The following is a 24,301-nucleotide window of genomic DNA, read 5'->3' on the forward strand; positions in this document are numbered from 1 at the left end:
TTCGGACGAAAATGAATGAATAGATGTTGGAGGGAATTTTTTATGTCAGCAAAATGGGAAAAGCAAGAAGGCAACCAGGGTACTTTGACAGTAGAAGTACCTGCGAGCGAGTTCGATCAAGCTCTTGACCAGGCCTTCAAAAAAGTAGTTAAACAGGTACAGGTGCCTGGATTCCGTAAAGGTAAAGTGCCTCGTAAACTTTTTGAACAGCGTTTCGGCGTAGAATCTCTTTATCAAGATGCTCTTGATATTGTACTTCCACAAGCGTACACAGAAGCTGTTGAAGAAACAGGGATTGAGCCTGTTGACCGCCCTGAAGTAGACGTAAAGCAGATTGAAAAAGGCCAGGACCTTGTATTTACAGCTGAAGTTACCGTGAAGCCTGAAGTAACGCTTGGCGATTATAAAGGTCTTGAAGTAGAAGAACAAAGCACAGAAGTTACGGATGAAGATGTTCAAAATGAATTGACGCAAATGCAAGAACGTCAAGCTGAGCTTGTTGTTAAAGAAGACGCAGCTGTTGAGAACGGAGATACAGTAGTAATGGACTTTGAAGGTTTCGTTGATGGCGAAGCATTTGAAGGCGGCCAGGCAGACAACTACTCCCTAGAAATAGGTTCCGGTTCTTTCATCCCTGGTTTCGAAGAGCAGCTTGTAGGTAAGAAAGCTGGAGAGGAGACAGATGTTGTCGTCACTTTCCCTGAAGAATACCATGCTGAAGATTTAGCTGGTAAAGAAGCGACATTTAAAGTTAAAATTCATGAAGTAAAAGGAAAAGAGCTTCCTGAACTTGATGACGAATTCGCTAAAGATGTGGACGAAGATGTTGAATCTCTTGAAGAACTTCAAACTAAAACCCGTGAGCGTCTAGAAGAGCAGAAGAAAACGGATGCTGAAAACAGCAAGCGTGATACTCTTGTTACAAAAGCTTCTGAGAATGCAGAAGTTGAAATTCCAGACGCTATGGTAGATACGGAACTTGACCGCATGGTACAAGAATTCGAACAACGTCTTCAAATGCAAGGCATGACGAAAGATATGTACTTCCAGTTCACAGGTCAGGATGAAGACGCTCTTCGTGAACAAATGAAAGAAGATGCAGCGAAGCGAGTGAAAACAAACTTAACACTTGAAGCAATTTCTGAAGCTGAAAATGTTGAAGTTACGGATGAAGATGTAAATGCAGAACTTGAAAACATGGCTTCCACGTACCAGACAGATGTTGCACAACTAACACAAATGCTTGGCGGCAACACAGATATGATCAAAGAAGATCTAAAAGTGCGTAAAGCGATTGATGTTCTAGTTGCAAATAGTAAAGCTGAATAATAAACTAAGAAGACAAGGTGCTTGAATGTGCCTTGTCTTCTCATATATTTCGATATGATGGAGTATAGTAGGTTAGGATAATGGAGAAGATAATTGATACTTCTCTTCATTATTACATACAATAATAATGGTGTTTCATTTGTTTGACTTATTTAGTAGTTGAATTACATAATGAGGTTGGTGTATGAGAAGTTTGACACACCTCTGAAAAGGTATTGCTTTTTTGTTTGAAGTTAATTTGGTATGATGGGCAAAAGAAGCGGAAACGTTGGCGTCGTATCATGTAACTTCAGTCGCGACGATTGCGTCATTATTATAAGGGGTGAAACGTATGTTTAAATTTAACGATGAAAAAGGACAATTGAAATGTTCTTTCTGCGGTAAAAGTCAGGAACAAGTCCGTAAACTCGTTGCAGGACCTGGCGTATATATATGTGATGAATGTATTGAACTTTGTACAGAAATCGTTGAGGAAGAGCTTGGGAATGAAGAAGAAGTGGAATTCAAAGAGGTTCCAAAGCCTCAAGAAATCCGTGAAATTCTTAACGATTATGTGATTGGGCAGGACCAGGCGAAAAAGAATTTGTCCGTGGCTGTTTATAACCACTACAAACGGATCAATGCAGGTGTGAAAAATGATGAGGTTGAACTTGCTAAAAGTAACATTTTGATGCTTGGACCAACAGGTAGCGGTAAAACGCTTCTCGCGCAAACCTTAGCGCGTATCCTCAATGTTCCATTCGCTATTGCTGATGCTACTTCCCTTACAGAAGCTGGATATGTGGGTGAAGACGTTGAGAATATCCTGTTGAAATTGATTCAAGCGGCTGACTATGATGTAGAAAAAGCTGAAAAAGGAATTATTTATATCGATGAAATCGATAAAGTCGCTCGTAAATCAGAAAACCCTTCCATCACTAGGGATGTTTCCGGTGAAGGTGTTCAACAAGCGTTGCTGAAAATCCTTGAGGGAACACAAGCAAGTGTACCGCCACAGGGTGGTCGAAAGCATCCTCATCAAGAATTCATCCAGATCGATACAACAAATGTGTTGTTCATTGTTGGAGGGGCATTTGATGGCATTGATCAAATTATCAAGCGTCGTCTTGGTAGAAAAGTGATCGGCTTTGGTTCCGAACAAGTGGCTGATGAAGCAGAGAAGAAAGAACTGCTTACAAAAGTCCTACCGGAAGATTTATTGAGCTATGGATTAATTCCAGAATTCATCGGTCGCCTACCGGTTATCGGAAGCTTGGAGCAACTTGATGAAGAGGCACTTGTAGAAATTCTTACAAAACCGAAGAATGCACTTGTCAAGCAATATCAGAAGCTTTTCCAAATCGACCATGTCGAATTAGAAATGGAAGAAGATGCTTTGCGTGAGATCGCGCGACTGGCTATTGAACGTAAAACAGGTGCCCGTGGTCTTCGTTCCATCATCGAAGGTATTATGCTAGATGTGATGTATGAACTTCCGTCTCGTGATGATATTGAGAAGTGTATTATTACTCAAGAGACAGTTACGGCTGAAAATGGTCGTCCAAAACTAATTTTGACAGACGGCACTGTTGAAGATGAGAATAAACAGTCTCCTAAAGAGAGTGCGTAATAATCTTTAAGGAATATTCAAGAAGCCGTGCTACGAGATCATGTAGCGCGGCTTTTGTTATATTAAGAAGATAGCAGCTTAACTAAGAGTTCCCCTGCTACATAAGCATGAAAGGCTGTTTTCTGTTCATAATATGAGTAGCATAGGAAGATCCCCTTGGCAGCTTCTGTTAAGGGATTTCGGTGTTGGTATCATTTGGTGCCGTTTCGTTTACTTTCCAAGTATATTTATATATGATTAGAATACGTAGCTGCATTTATCGGAGGTGCAAGAAATGACAGACAAACAGAGAAAAAAGATACCTCTACTTCCTCTTAGAGGGTTGCTGGTATACCCTTCCATGGTCTTACATCTTGATGTTGGCCGTGAGAAATCAGTTCAAGCATTAGAGCAATCCATGATGGTTGACAATGAAATTTTTCTCGTATCACAAAAAGAAGTCAACATTGACGAACCATCTAAGGATGATTTGTATGATATGGGAACAATCGCACGTGTTAAACAGATGGTTAAGTTGCCAAATGGAACAAACCGTGTATTAGTAGAAGGTTTGTATAGGGCACAAATAGAAAATGTGACGGATGATGATGATTTTTATCATGCGGATATCTTAACAATCGAAGATGAGCATGTAGAAAAGAATGAAGAAGAAGCTCTCATGCGCACATTAATGGATCAATTCGAGAAATTTGTGAAAGTTTCCAAAAAGGTAACCCAGGAAACATTTAATACCGTGTCTGATATTGATGAGCCAAGTCACATGGCTGATATCATTGCTTCTCATTTGCCTATTAAATTAAAAGAGAAACAAGCGGTGTTAGAAACAGCAAATGTAAAAGATCGACTTCAAAAACTCGTGGATATGATTGGTAATGAGCGTGAAGTTCTGCAAATTGAGCAGAAAATCGGGAAAAGAGTTAAAAAATCCATGGAAAAAACGCAGAAGGAATACTATTTGCGTGAACAGATGAAAGCCATCCAAAATGAACTTGGTGATAAAGACGGGAAATCTGGTGAAGTAGCCCAACTCAAAGAAAAAATCGAACAGGCTCAAATGCCAGAGCGTGTAGAAGAAGTAGCGTATAAGGAGCTCGGCCGCTATGAGAAGGTTCCGCAAAGCTCTGCTGAGAGCTCTGTGATTCGTAATTATATTGAATGGCTTGTCTCTTTACCTTGGTCGAAAGAGACCGAAGATAATTTAGATGTTAATCGCGCAGAAAAGATTCTCGATGAGGATCACTATGGACTGGAAAAGGTGAAAGAACGTGTGCTGGAATATTTAGCCGTTCAGAAGCTGACTCAAACTATTAAAGGTCCAATCCTATGTTTGGCAGGCCCGCCAGGTGTAGGGAAAACCTCACTGGCAAAATCGATTGCGCGGTCCATCAATCGTAAGTTTGTCAGGGTGTCCTTAGGTGGCATTCGTGATGAAGCGGAAATACGGGGGCACCGACGGACGTATATCGGTGCGATGCCGGGGCGGATTATACAAGGAATGAAGCGGGCTGAAACAGTTAATCCTGTTTTTCTCCTTGATGAAATTGATAAAATGGCCAGCGATTTTAGAGGGGATCCCTCGTCGGCTATGCTGGAGGTACTAGATCCGGAACAGAATGGTACATTCAGCGACCACTTTATTGAAGAACATTATGATCTGTCCAAAGTAATGTTTGTAGCTACAGCAAATAATGTCTCCAATATACCTGGCCCTTTACGTGATAGAATGGAAATTATCACAATCGCAGGTTATACAGAAGTTGAGAAAGTGCATATTTCTAAAGAACATCTTTTACCTAAGCAAATCAAAGAAAATGGCTTAAAAAAAGGTCAGCTTCAACTTCGAGATGACGCCCTTCTTAAATTAATCCGTCGATACACAAGGGAAGCTGGTGTACGTGGATTGGAGCGTGTATTGGCGAGTTTATGTCGAAAAGCTGCCAAAATAATTGTTTCCGGAGAAAAGCAGCGTGTTGTAGTGACAGAGAAACAGTTGGAAGAGCTTCTGGGACGTCCAAAATTCCGCTATGGCCGTGCAGAGCTGGAAGATCAAATTGGAGCAGCTACGGGGCTGGCTTATACGACTGCCGGTGGCGACACTTTATCAATTGAGGTTTCAATTTATCCAGGTAAAGGAAACTTGACGTTAACTGGAAAATTAGGAGACGTGATGAAAGAATCTGCCCAGGCAGCTTTCAGTTACATTCGATCACGAGCAAGCGAACTTCATATTGACCCTGAGTTTGTAGAGAAGAATGATATTCACGTTCACGTACCCGAAGGCGCTACACCTAAAGACGGGCCATCAGCTGGTATAACTATGGCCACAGCGCTGGTTTCGGCATTAACAGGACGTCCTGTACGTAAAGAAGTAGGGATGACGGGTGAAATCACCTTAAGAGGGCGTGTGCTCCCTATCGGAGGTTTGAAAGAAAAATCACTAAGTGCGCATCGCGCGGGACTTACGAAGATTATCATCCCTGACCAAAACGAAAAAGATTTGGAAGATATTCCGGACAGCATTAAGGAAGGATTAACGTTCGTTCCTGTGAAGCATTTGGATGAAGTCTTAGAACAAGCATTAACGGAGGCAGTACATGAAGGTTAATTCTGCAGATATCGTCATCAGTGCGGCGAGTAAAAAGCAATACCCGAAAGAACCCATGCCTGAAATCGCATTGGCAGGGAGATCTAATGTTGGGAAATCATCGTTTATTAACAAGATGATTCAACGTAAAAACTTGGCTAGAACTTCCTCAAAGCCGGGGAAAACGCAAACACTAAATTTTTATATTATAAATGAACGATTTCATTTCGTCGATGTTCCCGGTTATGGCTATGCGAAAGTTTCAAAGAAAGAGCGTGCCAAGTGGGGAGAAATGATGGAAGAGTATTTTGCTGAACGTGAACAATTGAAGGCGACAGCATTGATTATTGATATTCGTCATAAACCTACAGAGGATGATCAGTTAATGTATGATTATTTAAAGCATTTTGATCTTCCAGTGATGGTTATAGCCACGAAGCTTGATAAAATAAAAAAAGGCCAACGTAAGAAGCAATTAAAAATGATTCAGGATGTTTTGGAAATGGAAGAGGAAGATGCATTGATTCCTTTTTCATCTGAAACAGGGGAAGGCAAGGATTTAGCATGGAGGACGATGCTTTCCCATTTGGGTTTAAAATAAGGCGAAACCACTTCTCAAATAAGAGGAGTGGTTTTTATTTTTGTCTAGCTTATTTGAATAATAGAAGTTTCAATCTTTATAGAAGGGGACGACCATCCCGGGAGTTCCTCCCCTATCATTTTGTGACCAAAATTTTGAGGGCGGTTTAAGTAGATGAAGGGTGATCCAGATCATCTTCGGTTCTTATTATTGTGTGAATTTTCATTATGTTAAAGCAATTCAACGCATTTATACGAAAAATTATCTATTTTATCGGTCAACCTTTCAAGGGGCTGATTTTAGCTAGTAATCATCCTTTTTTAATTTTGGGAATTGTTAGATAAATAGATATAATTTAAAGTATCGCCTATATTACAGAAAGATGACAAATTGTTGAAGGGGAGGATTTTTGGTTATGAAAAAGTATTTACTTTTGATTGCTCTGAGTACCATCATGCTAATTACACTTGCTGCATGTGGCAGCAGTGAAGAAAGTGAAGGCACATCAGGAGATAGTAATGAAAGTGATTCCAATGATTCAGCAGAGGAAACAGAATATGACCTGGTAGAAGAGGGGAAATTTACGTTTGCGGCTTCCGGTGAATTCCGCCCGTTCAGTATGACCGATGCCAGTGGGGAAATGACAGGATTTGATATTGATGTTGCTCATGCCATCGCCGAAGAGCTTGGGTTGGAGCCAAATCCTCAGAAACAGAAATTCGCAAGTATTGTGGAGGGTGTAAAGACAAATCGTTTTGATGCAGCGGTTGCTAGTCATACGATAACAGAAGAGCGCCAACAAGAAGTAGATTTTTCTACTCCTTATTATTATTCCGGCGCACAAATTTTCACTCGTCCGGACAGTGATGTTGAAACATTAGAAGATCTTGAGGGATTAGAAGTTGCTCTTTCTAAAGGGTCTACGTATAGTACGTATGCTGAAGAAGTAACCGATAATATTAAAACGTATGATAGTGATGTTGTAGCCTTACAATCTCTTGCGAAAGGTCGTCATGATGCTGTAATTACAGACTTTCTTACTGGTAAAGAAGCTTCTGGGGAAGGGCTGGAAATTGAAGCGAAAGAAATGATTGAACGCAGTGAACAAGCTGTGGCTGTATCTAAAGAGAACGAAGCTTTGCTTGAAGAAATCAATGCAGCTCTAGAAACACTTCGTGAAGATGGAACCCTTGCTGAAATTAGTGAAGAGTACTTCGGAGAAGATATCACGACCCTGCCGGAGTAATAAATTTTCAGTAAATAACCGAAGTCAAAAAGAGTGCGCAATGAGCGTACTCTTTTTGACATTATAGAGGAGTTGAGATGAATTGTATTTGTATTCTGCAAACTTTTGGACAGCACTTATTGATAGCAGAGGAATCTTTTTTGAAGCGGCTCAAATGACGCTTGCTCTTACAGCGGTTTCTATACTAATTGCCATTTTCATCGGCCTTTTGTTCGCTTTTATGAAAATTTCTAAAATCAAACCACTGGAATGGCTTGCAAATATTTATATATATGTAGTAAGGGGAACCCCTTTAATTGTACAGATTTTTGTCTTTTATTATGGGTTAACAGAGATTTGGATGATTAGCGGTTTTTGGTCAGTTGCCCTTGGGCTCGCATTTCACAATGGGGCTTATATTGCAGAGATTTTCCGGGGGGCGATTCAGTCAATTGGAAAAGGCCAGACGGAAGCTGGGCGTTCACTTGGAATGAGTGGAAATTTAACCATGCGCCGGGTTATTTTGCCGCAAGCATTCAGACGTGCATTGCCTCCTTTAGGGAATCAGTTTATTATTGGTTTGAAAGATTCATCTTTGGCTGCCTTTATTGGCGTTTCGGAGATCTTTGCGGTTGCAACCACGCAAGGGGCCAATACGTTCGACTACATGACCTGGTTACTCGTAAGTGCGGTATGGTATTTAATTCTCGTCTTCCTACTGACTCTTGTTGTCAGTGCAATAGAGAAAAAAATGGCTGTGAGTGACTAACAGAGGAGGAAACACAAATTGTCAGATAAAATGATCGAAGTAAATAAATTAAATAAGTCTTTTGGTGATCTTCATGTATTGAAAGATATTGATTTTCAAGTAGAAGAAAGTGAAGTAGTTGTATTGATTGGAGCTAGTGGGTCAGGGAAAAGTACGATGCTTCGCTGTTTGAATTTCCTTGAAATGAAAAACAGCGGAGAGGTTTATATTAAAGGAAAGCAAATCGACCCCAAAAAAGATAATTTAAACCAAGTTCGTCAGCAGGTAGGAATGGTGTTTCAACATTTTAACCTCTTCCCTCATATGACTGTTCTGGGAAATGTGATTGAAGCGCCAACCCAAGTTAAGGGTGTCTCTAAAGCCCAGGCGAAAAAAGATGGTCAAGAGCTTTTAGAGAAAGTTGGCCTCGGAAACAAGGCGAATGACTATCCTTCAAGGCTTTCGGGCGGGCAAAAACAGAGAGTGGCTATTGCTAGGGCACTTGCTATGAAACCCGAAATCATGCTTTTTGATGAACCGACATCAGCTCTTGACCCTGAACTCGTTGGTGAAGTTCTTGCCACGATGAAGGACCTGGCACAAGAAGGGATGACAATGGTGGTTGTGACCCATGAAATGGGCTTTGCCCGAGAAGTAGCGGATCGAGTAGTCTATATGCACGACGGGAAAATTGTTGAAACAGGAGCACCTAAAGATCTTTTTGAAAATCCTAAAGAAGAACGAACGCAAGCATTCTTGAGTTCCATTTTATAGACTTTCATAAACTTCAGATTCTGAAAAAAGCACCCTGTAAAGCAGAACAATAAAATGTTTGCTTTACAGGGTGCTTGTGTATGGAGATTAAGAAGAAAATTCTGTTATTTTTTATTCAATAAATAGACTCCGAAAATAATGAGGACAAGCGGCCAAAAGCGCTCGATCAACAGGAAAATTTCCTGTATCCATTGAAACCAATCTGGATTTGTAGGAGCAAACAGGGCAAAAAGCCCGATCCCTAACAAGGACAGAGCTGGAACTAACCCTTTTTTCGCTTTTTTATAATGAAAAAGAAATGCTGCCCCTATAATGATCAGGTAGATCCCCCAATGGTCTTCCCAAAAAGGCATATGCTTGATGGCTAAAAAGTGAAAGCCAAACCCGGCGATTATGATACCGGTAAACAATGTAGAATGATCTTTTGCCCAATAGCTATGTAACAAAAAAGCCAAGCCAATAATAGATACAAGCGCGGGCCATGAGTAAAAAGGGGCCAGTTCGGGTATATTGAGATGGCGTATAAAAAAATAAATACCGATTCCAATTAATAAAAAGCCTACTAAAGAATTTTGTTTGTTCAAGACGATCTCATCCTTTTCTATCTTATATAATGTCGGATCCTTGCGATTAACGGTGGGTTTTGGTATATTACAAACGGATTATAATTTAGATTTCTTATAAATAAGCCGTTGTGATTTTTATTTTGAACGTAATCTTATCCTATCATAAGGATTCAAAATCTGTTCATAATTCGAATGAAAAATGAACGGGTTTTTGTGCTATAATAACGGATATGTGATTAGATATGAACGTTTAATGGGGGTAGAAATGAAATGCACATTTTAGCTGTCGGTCTTAATTACAAAACAGCCCCTGTGGAAATCCGCGAGAAGCTCACATTTTCTGAGAATCAACTTACAGAAGCGATGCAGCACCTTAATACTCAAAAAAGTGTTCTGGAGAATGTGATTATTTCTACATGCAATCGGACGGAAATATATGCAGTGGTGGATCAAATTCATACGGGGCGCTATTATATTAAACAGTTTTTAGCTGAATGGTTTGATGTGGCCAAAGAGGAATTTTCTCCATTTCTTTCCATTTATGAAACAGACGGGGCCATCGAGCACCTTTTACGTGTGACATCAGGGCTTGATTCCATGGTGCTTGGAGAAACACAAATTCTTGGGCAGATGAAGCAGTCTTTTTTACAGGCGCAGGAAGCAGGTACAACAGGAACAATTTTCAATCAATTGTTTAGACAGGCTGTTACCATGGCCAAAAAAGCTCATAAGGAAACTGAAATAGGGGAAAACGCAGTCTCTGTAAGTTATGCTGCTGTTGAACTTGCACGTAAAATTTTCGGTGACCTTGTCCATAAGCATATTGTCATTTTAGGTGCTGGTAAAATGGGGGAACTGGCTGCGAAAAACCTTCACGGTTCTGGTGTACGGAAAGTGTCAGTCGTCAACCGCACCTTATCTAAGGCTCAAACTGTAGCAGCTCAGTTTAATGGTCAAGCGCGGACGATGGACGAGCTGGACACGATATTAGCAGATGCGGATATCGTTATCAGTTCAACAGGAGCTACAGAATACGTCATTACGAAAGAAAAGATGGAACCCATCCACAAATCGCGGAAAGGGAAGCCGTTATTTTTTGTAGACATCGCTGTTCCAAGAGATTTGGACCCCGCAATGGAAACGTTGGAAAGTGTATTTTTATATGATATTGACGATCTTCAAGGCATCGTGGATGCCAATCTGGCCCTTCGCAAACAAGCGGCGGAAGAAATTGAAGTTATGATTGAAGCAGAAATCGTTGCCTTTAAACAGTGGTTGCAGACAATTGGTGTGGTACCTGTTATTTCTGCCCTCCGTTCAAAAGCTCTTCATATTCAGGCAGAAACTATGAAAAGTATTGAACGAAAAATGCCTGAGTTGTCTGATCGTGAACGTAAGGTATTGAACAAACATACCAAAAGTATTATTAATCAAATGTTGAAAGAGCCGATCTCTCAGGCCAAAGAAATGGCGGCACAACCTGACTCAGAGGAAACGCTCCAACTATTCACGCAAATTTTCGGTATTGAAGAGCAGGTTAAGAAAGAAGCGGAAGAACAAGAAAAAAAGAACAGCGCTAAGGTGAAGCACAGTTCAGAGGCACATGACCAGGTCTCTATCATCAGCCCTGTAGCCCACTCATAAGGTGGAAGTTAAATGCTTGAATTCAAATGGGTGTACGAACTTATCCTATTCCTTTATGGACTTAGTCTTGTTGGATACTTCATCGACTTTGTACAAAATAACCGGAAGGCAAACGTAACCGCCTTCTGGTTACTTAGTATGGTCTGGGTTTTACAGACATTTTTCTTGTTAACCCAAGTGTTTATAAAAGAAGATTTTCCGATCATGACCGTTTATGACGGATTATATTTTTATACTTGGATTCTCGTAACGTTTTCACTCATTATCAACCGACTGTTCAGGATGGATTTTCTCGTGTTTTTCACTAATGTGGTCGGCTTTTTGATTATGATTATTCATTTATCGACCAGGGCTCAAACCGTGCTCGAAAACCGTGGAGTAGCTCTTGTTGATGAACTCCTCGTTATTCATATTAGTTTAGCTATTATTTCATATGGATTTTTCACCTTATCCTTTATATTTTCTATCATGTATTTACTTCAGTATCGATTGTTAAAGAAAAAAAGATGGGATGCGAAACTATTCCGATTGGGCGATCTGACGAAGCTTGATCACTTCTCATATGTGGCCATCATTCTAGGCGTTCCTCTTTTATTAATAGCTATTATTCTCGGAGTTGTCTGGGGATATGTCTCGACAGCCACTTTTTACTGGTATGATTCTAAAACATTAGGTTCACTGCTCGTTTTAGTTGTTTACGTTGTTTATTTAACTTTGAGGGTAGTAAAAGGTTATCAAGGGAGAACGATATCAATCTTCAACGCAGGAGCCTTTCTGTTTCTACTGATTAATTTCTTTTTATTTGGATCTTTATCTAACTTTCATTTTTAGTGACGAGGAGGAAATGTTGTGAGAAAAATCGTAATTGGCTCACGCAAAAGTAACTTAGCTATTACTCAAACAGAGTGGGTGATCGACCAGTTGAAGCAGATTGATTCATCCTATGATTTTGAGATAAAGCGGATTTCCACGAAAGGAGATCGTATTGTGGACGTTACACTTTCTAAAGTTGGCGGGAAAGGACTTTTCATCAAAGAGATTGAACAGGCTATGTATGATGGTGAAATAGATATGGCTGTCCACAGTATGAAAGATATGCCTGCTGTTGTTGCCGAAGGCTTAATGGTAGCAGCCGTTCCAATTCGTGAGGATCACAGGGATGCCTTTGTTTCAAATGGGAATGTAAGCCTTAAGGATCTCCCTGAAGGAGCTGTAATTGGAACAAGCAGTCTAAGACGTGGATCTCAAATTAAAGCTGTTCGTCCAGATGTTGAGATTAAATGGATTCGCGGAAATATCGACACACGCCTTCGCAAATTGAAGGATGAAGACTATGATGCCATTGTGCTTGCAGCAGCTGGACTGAAACGCATGGGATGGGATGATGATGTGGTCACAGAATACTTGGAGCCTGAGGTATGTGTTCCAGCGGTCGGACAAGGCGCCCTCGCCATTCAATGTCGGGAAAATGATTCAGAGCTACGAGGCTTTCTTGAGAAGTTAAACCATGAATATACGGAAACTACAGTGGCATGTGAACGGAAGTTTCTCCATGATTTAAATGGCGGGTGTCAAGTTCCAATTGGTGGTTATGCTTACCGTAAAGGTGAAGAAATTGTATTGACCGCTTTGGTTGGTACACCTGATGGTCAGACGATTCTGCATGAAACGGTGGCAGGAACAGATCCAATTGAAGTTGGAAAAGAAGCTGCTGACCGTTTGAAAGCCCGGGGGGCACAGGAGATTGTTGATCATGCTAAAGAGGAGTATGACCAGTAATGATAGCATTGCAAGGGAAACGTATTCTCGTTACGAGAAGCAAGTCCCAAGCGAATCCATTGATTAAGAAAATAGAAGAGGAAGGCGGAGTGCCTTATCACACTCCCCTTCTGAACTTTCAATTGAATGCCTCAGAATCACATGAGGGTATTCTTAACAGACTTCACGACTATTCTTGGGTGTTTCTAACTAGCGCCAATGGCGTGAAGTTTTTTTTCAAGCTTTTAAAAAGAAAAAATGTCTCACTTCCTAAAGGTTTGAAGTTTGCGATTGTCGGATCTAAAACAGAGCGTGCTTTAAAAAGATTTGGTTATCAAGCAGACTTTATCCCATCAAGGTATAGGGCTTCTACAATGGGAGAGGAGTTTTTTGATATCCATCCTGATCCAGGGATGATTCTCTACATACGAGGCAACCGTTCACGTGATGTATTACCCGATATATTTAAAGATAAGGGTGTATTTTTCCAATCCATGACCGTATATGATACGCTACTGGTGAAAGAGACAAAGGATGATATCATCCAATGGGTGGAGGAGCATAGCTTGGACGCCTTAACCTTTACGAGTCCATCCATTGTCCATGCCTACATGATTATAGTAAAAGACATCAAAGAAAAAGGTCTTGATATCCCTTGCTTCTGTATAGGACCAACTACTGCAAAAACTGCAAAAGAACATGGGTTCCGTCACATTCATGTGCCTGATCAATATACCATGAACCATATGTTCAACCAGATGATTCACTATTTTTCTAATGAAGGGAAAAGATAAGGATGAAAGATATTCAATTCAAACGTCACCGTCGCCTGCGGCGGACGGAATCCATAAGAGCGCTTGTTAGAGAGACATACCTGCGTACAGAAGATTTAATCTATCCGATTTTTGTCGTCGAAGGAGAGAAAATAAAGAATCCAGTAGCCTCCATGCCTGGAGTCCATCAAGTTTCTCTTGATTATTTAACGGAAGAGATGGAAGAACTCGTAAACTTGGGTATAAAATCTGTTATTGTATTTGGTGTACCTGCAGAGAAAGATGATGTTGGAAGCCAAGCGTACCATGAAGAGGGGATCGTGCAACGGGCAATTCGTCAAATTAAAGAAGAAGTTCCTTCTTTGGCTGTGATTGCAGATACTTGTCTTTGTCAATTTACCGATCATGGTCATTGCGGTATTGTTCGTGATGGAGATATAGCAAATGATGAGTCCCTTACTTATATTACAAAAACAGCTGTTACCCAGGCAGAAGCAGGGGCAGATGTAATTGCCCCATCCAATATGATGGATGGTTTTGTTGCAGCTATTCGCCGCGGTCTGGATGAAGCGGGTTACAGTCATATCCCTGTTATGTCCTACGCTGTGAAATATGCTTCTTCTTTTTATGGTCCTTTCCGTGATGCAGCGCATAGTTCTCCGCAATTTGGAGATCGACGAGCTTATCAAATGGACCCTTCCAACCGTCTTGAGGCTCTAAGGGAAGCGGAGTCTGATGTAGAAGAAGGAGCAGATTTTCTCATTGTAAAACCGGCCTTATCCTACTTGGATATTATAAGAGAAGTTAAAGATAGATTTCATTTACCGCTTGTCGCTTATAATGTCAGCGGAGAATATTCAATGATCAAGGCTGCGGCACAAAACGGTTGGGTGAATGAAGAAGAAATCGTTCTTGAAAAATTGACTTCGATGAAGCGAGCAGGTGCAGACCTTATTATTACTTATTTTGCTAAAGATGCAGCTAAATGGCTGAACCAATAGTCAGAGGTGAATGATAGAAAGGGTGTCGGTAATGAAAAAATATGAACAGTCTCAACAAGCATATAAGGAGGCAGTCAATTTAATGCCAGGGGGAGTGAATTCACCTGTACGAGCGTTTAAATCCGTTAATATGGATCCGATTTTCATGGAAAAAGGAGAAGGCTCGAAACTGTATGATATGGATGGGAACTCTTACATCGATTATGTACTGAGCTTCGGACCTTTGATTCTCGGACATGCCGATGAACAAGTAACGAAAGCACTTACTGAAGTGACAGCTAACGGTACAAGTTTTGGTGCTCCTACAAAAGTCGAGAATCAATTGGCAGCGCTCGTTAAAGAACGCGTCCCATCAATTGAAATGCTTCGTATGGTTAATTCTGGAACAGAAGCAACCATGAGTGCCTTGCGAGTTGCCCGTGGTTATACAGGGCGGGACAAGATTCTGAAATTTGAAGGAAACTATCATGGTCATGGGGATTCATTATTAATTAAAGCTGGATCTGGGGTAGCTACATTAGGGTTGCCAGATTCCCCGGGTGTACCTGAATCCATTGCTCAGAATACAATTACCGTCCCATATAATGACTTGGAGAGCGTAAAGTATGTATTTGAGCAGTTTGGCGATGATCTGGCTGCAGTTATTATTGAGCCGGTTTCTGGCAATATGGGTGTCGTTCCGCCCAATGAAGGATTCTTGCAGGAGTTAAGAACTTTGACTGAGAATAATGGCACAGTTCTTATCTTTGATGAAGTGATGACAGGCTTCCGGGTTGGTTACCATAGTGCACAAGGACATTTTGGTGTGACACCTGATATGACTTGTCTAGGGAAAGTTATTGGCGGTGGTCTTCCTGTTGGCGCGTATGGTGGAAAGCGAGACATTATGGAACGAGTAGCCCCTGTTGGTGATATCTACCAAGCAGGTACTCTCTCAGGAAACCCACTTGCAATGACAGCAGGGTTTGAAACAATTTCTGCCATGACTAAAGAGGCGTATGCGTCCATTAATAAAAAGGTAGATCGTCTAATAGAAGGCTACTTAAATGCAGCTGAAACACATGGAATTCCATTGACCGTTAATCGTGCCGGTTCCATGGTTGGTTTCTTCTTTACGAATGAACCTGTCACGAATTTTGAAACGGCCAATCAATCAGACCTAGAATTGTTCACACGTTACTTTCAAGGAATGATCCAAGAAGGGATTTATTTGCCACCATCTCAGTTTGAAGGATTGTTTTTATCTGTTAAACATACGGATGAAGATATTGAGAAAACCATTCAAGCTGCTGATCGAGTTTTCTCTAAAATTAAATAAAAAAGATGAAGCGCATGAGCCTTTCTCATGCGCTTTTGTTATTGATTAGGAGATTTTAAAATCATTTCCTGAGAAATGATTGGATTCACTCCCTGGCGTTTTAACACCATCGATAAGAATTTCCACTTGATGTCTGTAACCCACTTTTAGGAGAAGCCATGTTCTCTTGCTGCTGTACGTCCGTGTTTCTCCATGTATAATACCCTAACTCCCGCATAAGGTGTTAGTAGAGAATAGTGTTTAACCTTAGGGAGGGGACCAAACTTTGCAGAATAAACAAAATGTATTTTCTTTTTATTTAGATGAATCCATATGGTTTAAGGAAGGACAGGGCGTACGTGAATTACTTGGTATATCTTTGGAGCCAGAGATCACTATTGAAGAACTTGGCGATGAAGTAAAGATGAAAGGGACTGTGGATCTTGCTGGGGAGTATATTCCAACTGGGTCCGAGGATGCTCAAGACGAAAGCCCTTTATCTCCGTCTATGCGTGTTATGGATCAAGTCGAGCCTTCAGACGACGGTTTGCATACTTTCTCTCACGCTTTCCCTGTAGATATAACCGTTCCTCTGGAGAGAATATCCAGTTTAGAAGATGTTTTGATTGATATTGAAAGCTTTGATTATGAGCTCCCGGCCAACCGTCAGCTTCGCCTTCATGCCCATGTAAATATTAATGGTGTAGAAGAAAAACAGCAAGAAGCATCAAATGAGCCTGCATTCGATGAGACGGCTCAGGTGGGACCTGTTAATTTTCCAGAACAAGGAGATCCAAAAGAATCTCCTGTTTTCCCTGAGAGAGAGGTACCGATCTTTCGACTTGATGATGATAATAATGAGAATGATGAGCAGAATGAAAAATCAGAAGATGATGGGCGATGGTTTTATAAGAAATCGCAGAGTTTTCCTGAGTTTTTTGGTCAGGAACAGGAGGTTAAAAAACTCCCTGAGGAACCTTCGTATGACAGCAGCGTGAATTGGGGTGATGTTAGCGTGGATGATGTAGAAGAATCAAATGGAGAACAGTCCAGCGACGAGAGTGCACAGGCCCCTGGAGGCATGGACGGAATCAAACAAATATTTAAACACTTGTTCCCAAATAGAGAAGACACGTACACACAAATGAAAATGTATATTGCCCAGGAAGAAGAAACGCTTTCGTCAATTGCGGAAAAGTATGATGTCTCTGTGAAACAATTAGAACGAGTTAATGATTATAAAGATGATGTCTCTCCTGGGCAGATCGTCTATATACCGAATTAAATCCATTTATATTTAAAAGCAAGAAAGATACCCAGGACTAAACCGAGGAGGAAAATGTCTAAGGTGGTCGGGAAAATAATTGTTCTTATGGCTTGGAAAATCACAATGGGAAGCATGGATTTTTCAATGACATTAAGCCACGTTCTACACCAAGGAGGCAGTCGGTAACGATAGAGACGGCTCATGATGTCACCTCTCTTCTATAGGATAGGATGAAGGGGAGCTCCTGAAAATGAACCAGGGGCTTTCGCTTTTTTTTTTGGACATAGTTGACTAAACACGTCTTTTCTATATACAATATGTAATATAGTCTATATACGTGAAATGCTTAGATAGGGAAGAGTACATGAACAAATCCTTCAGAGAGGAAAACATTTGCTGAGAGTTTTCTAGGAACCCTGTTAATGGAAGGTCCCCCTTGATGCAGCTTCTTTGAACTTTAAGTAGGAGAAGCCGGTTAGAAGCCGTTATTTATTTTGAGTGTACAGGAATGTCTTCCTGTAAATTAAGGTGGTACCACGGAAAATAATCCCTTTTCGTCCTTTGTTGGATGGAAAGGGATTTTATTTTTAGATAAAGTGAATAGAAGGAGGAAGATCGAAATGGATCAAAAAGATCTTTCGATGCCTACAAAGTATGATCCGGCAGCTGTTGAAAAAGACCGGTATCAGTACTGGGTAGATGGTAAATTTTTTGAAGCAACAGGGGATAAAAATAAGGAACCCTATACAATTGTTATTCCACCTCCAAACGTTACGGGTAAGCTGCACCTAGGACACGCATGGGATACGACTCTGCAGGATATACTTACTCGCGTGAAGCGAATGCAGGGGTATGATGTGCTGTGGCTTCCAGGAATGGATCATGCGGGAATTGCTACACAAGCGAAAGTAGACGCTAAACTGCGTGAAGAAGGGCTGTCACGTCATGATTTAGGACGTGAAAAATTTCTAGATAAAGCTTGGGAATGGAAACACGAATATGCTAAATTCATTCGAGCTCAGTGGGAAAAGCTTGGCTTAGGACTCGATTACTCCCGGGAACGTTTTACCCTTGATAATGGACTTTCTGATGCGGTTAAAGAAGTTTTTGTAACATTATATGAAAAAGGTTTAATTTACCGTGGTGAATATATAATAAACTGGGACCCGGCAACACAGACGGCTTTATCAGATATTGAAGTAGAATATAAGGACGTACAGGGTGCGTTTTACCATATGCGTTACCCATTAAAGGATGAAGAAGGTACTATTGAAATCGCCACCACCCGTCCGGAGACAATGCTGGGGGATTCAGCTGTTGCTGTTCATCCAGAAGATGAACGATACAAGCACCTGATCGGTAAAAAAGTTATCCTTCCAATTGTGGGCAGAGAAATCGAAATTGTGGCTGATGACTATGTCGATATGGAATTTGGTTCTGGCGCTGTAAAAATCACTCCTGCCCATGACCCGAACGACTTTGAGATTGGAAACCGTCATGATCTTGCCCGCATTCTTGTTATGAATGAAGATGGGACGATGAATGAAAATGCAGGTCAATATAAAGATATGGACCGTTTTGAATGTCGTAAACAGATTGTTAAAGACCTTCAAGAGGAAGGAGTTCTTTTTGAAATTGAAGAGCATATGCATTCCGTCGGTCATTCTGAACGAAGCGGCGCGGTAGTAGAGCCCTATCTATCCACACAATGGTTTGTGGATATGAAACCATTGGCAGAGGCCTCCATTGATTTACAAAAAGGGGACAATCAAGTCCAATTCGTTCCTGATCGCTTTGAAAAACCTTACTTACACTGGATGGAAAACACAAGAGATTGGTGTATTTCCCGGCAACTATGGTGGGGGCACCGGATTCCTGCTTGGTACCATAAAGAGACAGGAGAAGTATATGTAGGCAAAGAAGCACCGAAAGACTCTGAAAACTGGAAACAGGAGGAGGATGTGCTTGATACATGGTTCTCATCTGCTCTATGGCCTTTTTCTACAATGGGCTGGCCGGATGAAGAAAGCGATGATTATAAACGCTATTTTCCAACTAACGTACTCGTTACTGGATATGACATCATTGGTTTCTGGGTAAGCCGGATGATCTTCCAATCTCTTGAATTCACAAATGAGCGGCCGTTTAAAGATGTTCTCATCCACGGTTTGGTCCGCGATGCTGATGGACGTAAGATGAGTAAATCCCTTGGTAACGGTGTTGATCCAATGGATGTGATTGATAAGTACGGGGCAGACTCTCTGCGTTACTTCTTATCCACAGGTTCTTCTCCGGGACAGGATTTGCGTTTCCATTGGGAAAAAGTAGAGTCAACATGGAACTTTGCCAACAAGATATGGAATGCCTCCCGTTTCGCTCTCATGAATATGGGAGACTTGAAGTATGAGGATATTGATATTAGTGGAGAGAAATCTGTGGCTGATCTGTGGATTTTGACTCGTCTGAACCAAACAATTGAACAAGTAACTACGAATATTGATAGATATGAATTTGGAGAAGCAGGTCGTCATCTTTACAATTTCATTTGGGATGATTTCTGTGACTGGTATATTGAAATGGCAAAATTACCGTTATATGGGGATGATGAAGCGAGGATTCATACCACACGATCGGTCCTAGCCTATACATTAGATCAAACCATGCGTATGCTTCATCCATTTATGCCATTCATTACAGAAGAAATTTGGCAGCATCTCCCACATGAAGGAGAGTCTATTACACAGGCATCTTGGCCGGTTGTAAAAGAGCACTTCCATAATGAACAAGCGGTCGAGGAAATGAACCGCTTAGTATCCATCATCCGTTCTGTTCGAAACATCCGGGCGGAAGTTGATACACCAATGTCTAAGGAAATCCAATTGTTAATTCAAACGAAAGATGAAGAGGTAGTCAATGAACTTGAAAAGAACCGTCATTACCTTGAGAGGTTTTGCAATCCAAGCGAATTGACGATTGCAGAAAAATTGAAAGTCCCTGAAAAAGCAATGTCTGCAGTAGTGACAGGAGCAGAATTGTACCTTCCACTGGCCGGTTTAATCAATATTGAAGATGAAATTAAACGCCTTGAAAACGAATGGAAGAAGTGGGATCAAGAAGTAACGCGTGTTCAGAAGAAGCTGGCTAATGAAGGTTTTGTAAATAAAGCGCCTGAACATGTAGTTGAGGAAGAACGTAAGAAAGAAACGGATTATCTTGATAAGCGCTCCAAAGTGGAAGAGCGGATTAAAGAGTTAAAAGCATAAAGTGTGAAGGAGGGTATTCTACGGAGTACTCTCCTTTTTTGAAAAGAGGGAAAAGAAATGAATTACGAAGAAGCTATTAACTGGATTCACTCTAGAGAGAAATTCAAAGTGAAACCTGGGTTGAAACGTATGGATTGGATGATGGAACGTCTGAACCACCCGGAAAGGAAAATTAACGCTGTTCATATCGCAGGGACAAATGGAAAAGGATCCACTGTCTCATTTCTCAGACATATCCTAGAGAAACAAGGGTTATCAGTAGGTACATTCACTTCTCCTTATATAAAAAAATTTAATGAACGTATCAGTATAAATGGAGAGCCTATCGATGATGAAGTTATGGCTGATCTTGTGAGCAGAATTAAACCATTGGCTGAAGAATTAAGCTATACCCCATTAGGAGAACCGACTGAATTTGAATTGATCACCGCGATGGCTATGATCTATTTTTCAGAAAGCCGGTTGGATTTTGTCTTGCTAGAAACAGGACTTGGAGGTAAGTATGATTCAACTAACATTATCACCCCTGTTCTTTCGATTATTACGAATATTGGTCATGACCATATGAACATTCTTGGTTCCACTGTTGAAGAGATTGCCGAGGAGAAGGCCGGCATTATTAAGGATACAATTCCTGTTATTACAGGAGTTCACCAGATGGAAGCAAAGAGGGTAATTAGTGATAAGTCTAAAGAATGTGATGCAGAAATATATGTGTTAGGAAAAGACTTTAATATTCAGCATAAACGTAGTAGCGAAGAAGGAGAAGTATTTACTTTTTCCAATCCTGAATTTCAGTCTTCAGAACTTTTAAGCAGGATGAAAGGCAAGCATCAAGTGGAGAATTCTTCTATAGCCATTCAAGCTTCTGAAGTTTTGAATGCTAGGGGAACCGAAATGGATCGACGTTTATATGGAGAAGGGATAGCCAGCACCGTTTGGCCGGCAAGGTTTGAAGAAGTAAGGAAAACACCTTTAACGATTATAGATGGCGCTCATAATGAAGAGGGCACGCAAGCACTTGTAGATACGGTGAAGCGTCATTATGGAGATAGGAAAATTGTTCTCGTTTATGCGGCTTTGGAAGATAAACCTGTAAGTAAAATGATGGGGCAGTTGGAAGAAATCGTGGATATTGCTTATATGACTACTTTTGATTTTCCTAGAGCTTTAAAGGCAGAGGATCTTGCTGGATATTCAAATATAAGGAAGACATTTGCTATGGAAGATTATCAAGCAGCCATCATTGAAGCCTCGCGTGTTGTTGGAAATGATGGACTCTTACTTATTACAGGATCTCTTTACTTTATATCAGAAGCAAGAAAATATTTTGAATAAAATGGAAAACGTGGTAATATATTAACGGTCTAAACATTTTCACGGTCACAAAGTATCGATAGGAGGTAGGTCATTAGACCGGGGTGGCAGGATGATGAACCAAAAGAAATTGCCAGGATGTATGGTGTGGACAATTGCTTTGCCTCTAGGTTTTATTTTCTGATTTCAAGGGCCACCCCTGTAGTTAAGAGAATTTATCGTCATGGATTAGTTGAGCGATGTGTTCTTCTTTTCCGTTGCATCTTACGACCACATATCGAATTTGGCTACATAATCTTGGGCCTTGTGAAGAGGCCCCTGGATTTAATTCATCAGGATGACCGCTGACCGAGTAAAAGGAAAAGATAGAGTGGCTGGCTATAGAGAAATGAATCGAGTCTTATTTGCAAGGATTGCTTTATTGTTGAGCTGTCTTTAGTCCGTTGCTGACGTAGAAGTCTTAAAGTAACAATATTATTATTTGGCCACCATTTGTCTAGGACATCTTGTTTATTCTACTGAAATAAAAGAAGGGAGGAAGTCCAGGTTTTTGTGAAGAGAAATTATCGATCATACTTCAGCGGCCACTTACTGAATTTCTTTTCAATTCTAATAAAAGGAGAAAAATAGATGAACATTATTATTTCCATGTATGTTTTCTTTACGGGCACGATTTTAGGCTCCTTTTACAACGTTGTAGGGCTGCGATTACCTAAAAACCTCCCTTTCGCGATCTCCAGATCCTATTGTCCCCATTGTTTAACCCTTCTCCAAGCTAGAGATTTAATCCCTTTGCTATCTTATTTTCTATCCAGAGGCAAATGCAGACACTGTGCCAAGAATATATCCTATACTTATCTACTCGTTGAATTTCTGACAGGTATCCTGTTTTTATTAGCGTACTTAAGATTGGGGTTATCTTCCGTATTTATAGGGGCTTGTTCTCTTATATCCCTAGCTGTGATTGTATCTGTCAGCGATTTGAAATACATGGTCATTCCAAATCGGCTTTTACTATTTTTTGGTTTGTTTTTTGTGGTTTATCGTTTTATTTATCCTCTAAACCCTTGGTACGATTCTATTTTAGGGGCGGTTACAGGTTTTGGATTGATTTTCCTCATTATTTTTATCAGTAAGGGAGGCATCGGGGCAGGAGATATGAAGCTCTTAGGTACATTAGGGATTCTTTTAGGAATGAACCTTACTCTATTGACATTCTTTTTAGCAGTAATTTTAGGTACGGTCATTAGTTTTAGTTTACTCATTTTTAAGGTAATTGGTAGAAAAGACCCCTTCCCTTTTGGTCCATCGATTGTAGGCGGATCAATGGTTAGTTATCTTTTTGGGAATTCTATGCTGACCTTTTATTTTGAAGCCTTTTATTTTTAAATAAGAAAATTGTATATGAGATTTAGGGAAATATTACATTTTATGTTCGGAGTATTATATTCAAAGAGTTTTCTGTTTTTCTCATCCTTATGGGATGGTGATCTGAAGAAAATAGCGAGTGGAATAAACTTAGAAAGAAGTAAAAGGAGATCAGCCCTATAGCTGAAATTGTCGAAGTGGTACTGACAAATTTCTGCGTTGTTTTTAACCCACCTGTGATAGGGTTGGGACAAACCTTGCAGGAGTGATTAATCCATGGATTCCAAAAACAAAATCTCAATTTCATTCCGTAATGAAGATCAACAGGAAACAAAAAACGAAGTTGTCCGTACCCAGAAGGAACAAGCGGCTGCGGTGGAGGAAGATAAAAAAGGGGACCGCCATGAAACTCGAGTATATCAAATTCCTCTTAAAAAAATGAAGCGATTTTCATCACCGGTAAGACCTTTCCTCGCTACGGCATTAACTGCTTTGATTATTAGTTTAGGTCTGGGATTTCTACTGTTGCGTATGTTTGTATCTTTAACTGATCAAACAGATGCCAGTAGTCAAACTTCCCAAGTAACGGGGGACCCAGTTAATTCTGAAGCTACAGCTAGTAACAATGATGAACAGGGTACTGAATTACCGAGTGGGACCCCTCAAACTTTGGATAGTTATATTGTTCAAGCGGGGGCTTTTTCCACTGAAGGTAAAGCAAAGGAGTGGCGTAGTAAATTGACCGCTTTGCTCGTTCCTTCCGTTATTTGGCAGCGAGACGGTCAATATTTTTTGTTTGTCGGAAGTGCGAATAGTAAAAAGGAAGCTAATGTAATTGCTGATCGATTGGCGGAAAAAAGTATAGAAACATATGTGAAGCCATTTGCTGTAACAATTGAAAAAGAAGTACCGGAGGAATTGATCACATCCTTACAATCACATGAGCTGGGAAAATTGTCAGAGAACGAGAGACAGGGCTTCATTGAAAAAGTGGGAAATGACACAACTCTCGGTAAGGTATTGACAGATTGGGAGTCCCAGGATGATTCCAATATTAATTGGCTTAAAGTTGCTCAATCACTTGAATAAGGAGAATGGGAGCATGTTCAAGGTGAAAAAGGGGATTCCTATTAGGAATGCTCCTTTTTTTAATGTTTTTTCTATTATAAAATTTATTTTTACTATACTCTTTAATTCT

20 protein-coding genes and 1 other annotated feature are annotated in these 24,301 nt (G+C 40.5%); of the genes, 18 read left to right on the forward strand and 2 right to left on the reverse strand.

Going from position 1 to position 24,301, the window contains the following annotated elements:
• Positions 1-42: 42 nt before the first annotated feature.
• The 7 genes from tig (at position 43) to BLW54_RS05275 (ending at position 8,849) form a co-directional block, all read left to right on the forward strand.
• Positions 43-1,329 carry a trigger factor gene (gene tig / locus BLW54_RS05245; RefSeq protein ID WP_035509469.1) on the forward strand — a complete coding sequence of 429 codons (1,287 nt, stop codon included), beginning with the start codon at positions 43-45 and terminating at the stop codon, positions 1,327-1,329.
• A gap of 331 nt (positions 1,330-1,660) precedes the next feature.
• Positions 1,661-2,938 carry an ATP-dependent protease ATP-binding subunit ClpX gene (gene clpX / locus BLW54_RS05250; RefSeq protein ID WP_035509465.1) on the forward strand — a complete coding sequence of 426 codons (1,278 nt, stop codon included), beginning with the start codon at positions 1,661-1,663 and terminating at the stop codon, positions 2,936-2,938.
• Positions 2,939-3,212: 274 nt separating this feature from the next.
• Positions 3,213-5,543, forward strand: coding sequence for an endopeptidase La (gene lon, locus BLW54_RS05255; RefSeq protein WP_035509462.1), 2,331 nt, complete (start codon positions 3,213-3,215; stop codon positions 5,541-5,543).
• Positions 5,533-6,123: a ribosome biogenesis GTP-binding protein YihA/YsxC gene (gene yihA / locus BLW54_RS05260; RefSeq protein WP_035509460.1), complete on the forward strand. Its 591-nt coding sequence runs from the start codon at positions 5,533-5,535 to the stop codon at positions 6,121-6,123. The genes lon and yihA overlap by 11 nt, the downstream gene beginning before the upstream one ends.
• 394 nt (positions 6,124-6,517) lie before the next feature.
• Complete coding sequence (locus BLW54_RS05265; RefSeq protein WP_035509458.1) at positions 6,518-7,348, forward strand: transporter substrate-binding domain-containing protein; 831 nt, start codon at positions 6,518-6,520, stop codon at positions 7,346-7,348.
• Between the two features lie 82 nt (positions 7,349-7,430).
• Positions 7,431-8,096 (forward strand): amino acid ABC transporter permease, encoded by a 666-nt coding sequence (locus BLW54_RS05270; protein ID WP_139254108.1) that lies wholly within the window; start codon positions 7,431-7,433, stop codon positions 8,094-8,096.
• 30 nt (positions 8,097-8,126) lie between these two features.
• Positions 8,127-8,849, forward strand: a complete 723-nt coding sequence (locus BLW54_RS05275; RefSeq protein ID WP_167358791.1) for an amino acid ABC transporter ATP-binding protein — start codon at positions 8,127-8,129, stop codon at positions 8,847-8,849.
• A 104-nt stretch (positions 8,850-8,953) separates the two neighbouring features.
• Here the strand turns inward: BLW54_RS05275 and BLW54_RS05280 are convergent, their stop codons facing one another.
• Positions 8,954-9,433 carry a LiaF transmembrane domain-containing protein gene (locus BLW54_RS05280; RefSeq protein ID WP_035509456.1) on the reverse strand — a complete coding sequence of 160 codons (480 nt, stop codon included), beginning with the start codon at positions 9,431-9,433 and terminating at the stop codon, positions 8,954-8,956.
• A 252-nt stretch (positions 9,434-9,685) separates the two neighbouring features.
• Here BLW54_RS05280 and hemA point away from each other — a divergent pair, with 252 nt between their 5' ends.
• The 7 genes from hemA to BLW54_RS05315 all read left to right on the forward strand — a co-directional run bounded on the left by hemA (position 9,686) and on the right by BLW54_RS05315 (position 17,173).
• Positions 9,686-11,059 carry a glutamyl-tRNA reductase gene (gene hemA / locus BLW54_RS05285; protein WP_035509454.1) on the forward strand — a complete coding sequence of 458 codons (1,374 nt, stop codon included), beginning with the start codon at positions 9,686-9,688 and terminating at the stop codon, positions 11,057-11,059.
• A 12-nt stretch (positions 11,060-11,071) separates the two neighbouring features.
• Positions 11,072-11,890 (forward strand): cytochrome c biogenesis protein, encoded by an 819-nt coding sequence (locus BLW54_RS05290; protein WP_035509453.1) that lies wholly within the window; start codon positions 11,072-11,074, stop codon positions 11,888-11,890.
• An 18-nt stretch (positions 11,891-11,908) separates the two neighbouring features.
• Positions 11,909-12,838: a hydroxymethylbilane synthase gene (hemC, locus tag BLW54_RS05295; protein ID WP_035509451.1), complete on the forward strand. Its 930-nt coding sequence runs from the start codon at positions 11,909-11,911 to the stop codon at positions 12,836-12,838.
• Complete coding sequence (locus tag BLW54_RS05300) at positions 12,838-13,611, forward strand: uroporphyrinogen-III synthase (RefSeq protein ID WP_035509450.1); 774 nt, start codon at positions 12,838-12,840, stop codon at positions 13,609-13,611. The genes hemC and BLW54_RS05300 overlap by 1 nt, the downstream gene beginning before the upstream one ends.
• Before the next feature lie 2 nt (positions 13,612-13,613).
• Positions 13,614-14,591, forward strand: coding sequence for a porphobilinogen synthase (gene hemB / locus BLW54_RS05305; protein ID WP_035509448.1), 978 nt, complete (start codon positions 13,614-13,616; stop codon positions 14,589-14,591).
• 31 nt (positions 14,592-14,622) lie between these two features.
• Positions 14,623-15,909, forward strand: a complete 1,287-nt coding sequence (hemL, locus tag BLW54_RS05310; protein ID WP_035509446.1) for a glutamate-1-semialdehyde 2,1-aminomutase — start codon at positions 14,623-14,625, stop codon at positions 15,907-15,909.
• Positions 15,910-16,174: 265 nt separating this feature from the next.
• Positions 16,175-17,173 (forward strand): LysM peptidoglycan-binding domain-containing protein, encoded by a 999-nt coding sequence (locus BLW54_RS05315; RefSeq protein WP_035509444.1) that lies wholly within the window; start codon positions 16,175-16,177, stop codon positions 17,171-17,173.
• Here the strand turns inward: BLW54_RS05315 and BLW54_RS05320 are convergent.
• Positions 17,170-17,358 (reverse strand): YszA family small membrane protein, encoded by a 189-nt coding sequence (locus BLW54_RS05320; protein ID WP_035509441.1) that lies wholly within the window; start codon positions 17,356-17,358, stop codon positions 17,170-17,172. The two genes, BLW54_RS05315 and BLW54_RS05320, sit on opposite strands and share 4 nt — an antisense overlap.
• Positions 17,359-17,493: 135 nt before the next feature.
• Positions 17,494-17,720, forward strand: a binding site (T-box leader).
• A gap of 55 nt (positions 17,721-17,775) precedes the next feature.
• Between BLW54_RS05320 and BLW54_RS05325 the strand changes: the two genes are divergently transcribed.
• From BLW54_RS05325 to BLW54_RS05340, 4 genes are all read left to right on the forward strand, one after another.
• Positions 17,776-20,418: a valine--tRNA ligase gene (locus BLW54_RS05325; protein WP_035509439.1), complete on the forward strand. Its 2,643-nt coding sequence runs from the start codon at positions 17,776-17,778 to the stop codon at positions 20,416-20,418.
• A 57-nt stretch (positions 20,419-20,475) separates the two neighbouring features.
• Complete coding sequence (locus BLW54_RS05330; RefSeq protein WP_074733410.1) at positions 20,476-21,756, forward strand: bifunctional folylpolyglutamate synthase/dihydrofolate synthase; 1,281 nt, start codon at positions 20,476-20,478, stop codon at positions 21,754-21,756.
• 609 nt (positions 21,757-22,365) lie between these two features.
• Entirely contained in the window at positions 22,366-23,124 is a 759-nt protein-coding gene (locus BLW54_RS05335; RefSeq protein WP_074733411.1) for a prepilin peptidase, read from the forward strand.
• Positions 23,125-23,379: 255 nt separating this feature from the next.
• Positions 23,380-24,192, forward strand: coding sequence for an SPOR domain-containing protein (locus tag BLW54_RS05340; protein ID WP_035509430.1), 813 nt, complete (start codon positions 23,380-23,382; stop codon positions 24,190-24,192).
• The last annotated feature ends 109 nt before the right edge of the window (positions 24,193-24,301 follow it).

Origin of the sequence: Halobacillus karajensis, from assembly GCF_900108515.1 — a bacterium.
GTDB classification, from domain to species: Bacteria; Bacillota; Bacilli; order Bacillales; family Halobacillaceae; genus Halobacillus; species Halobacillus karajensis.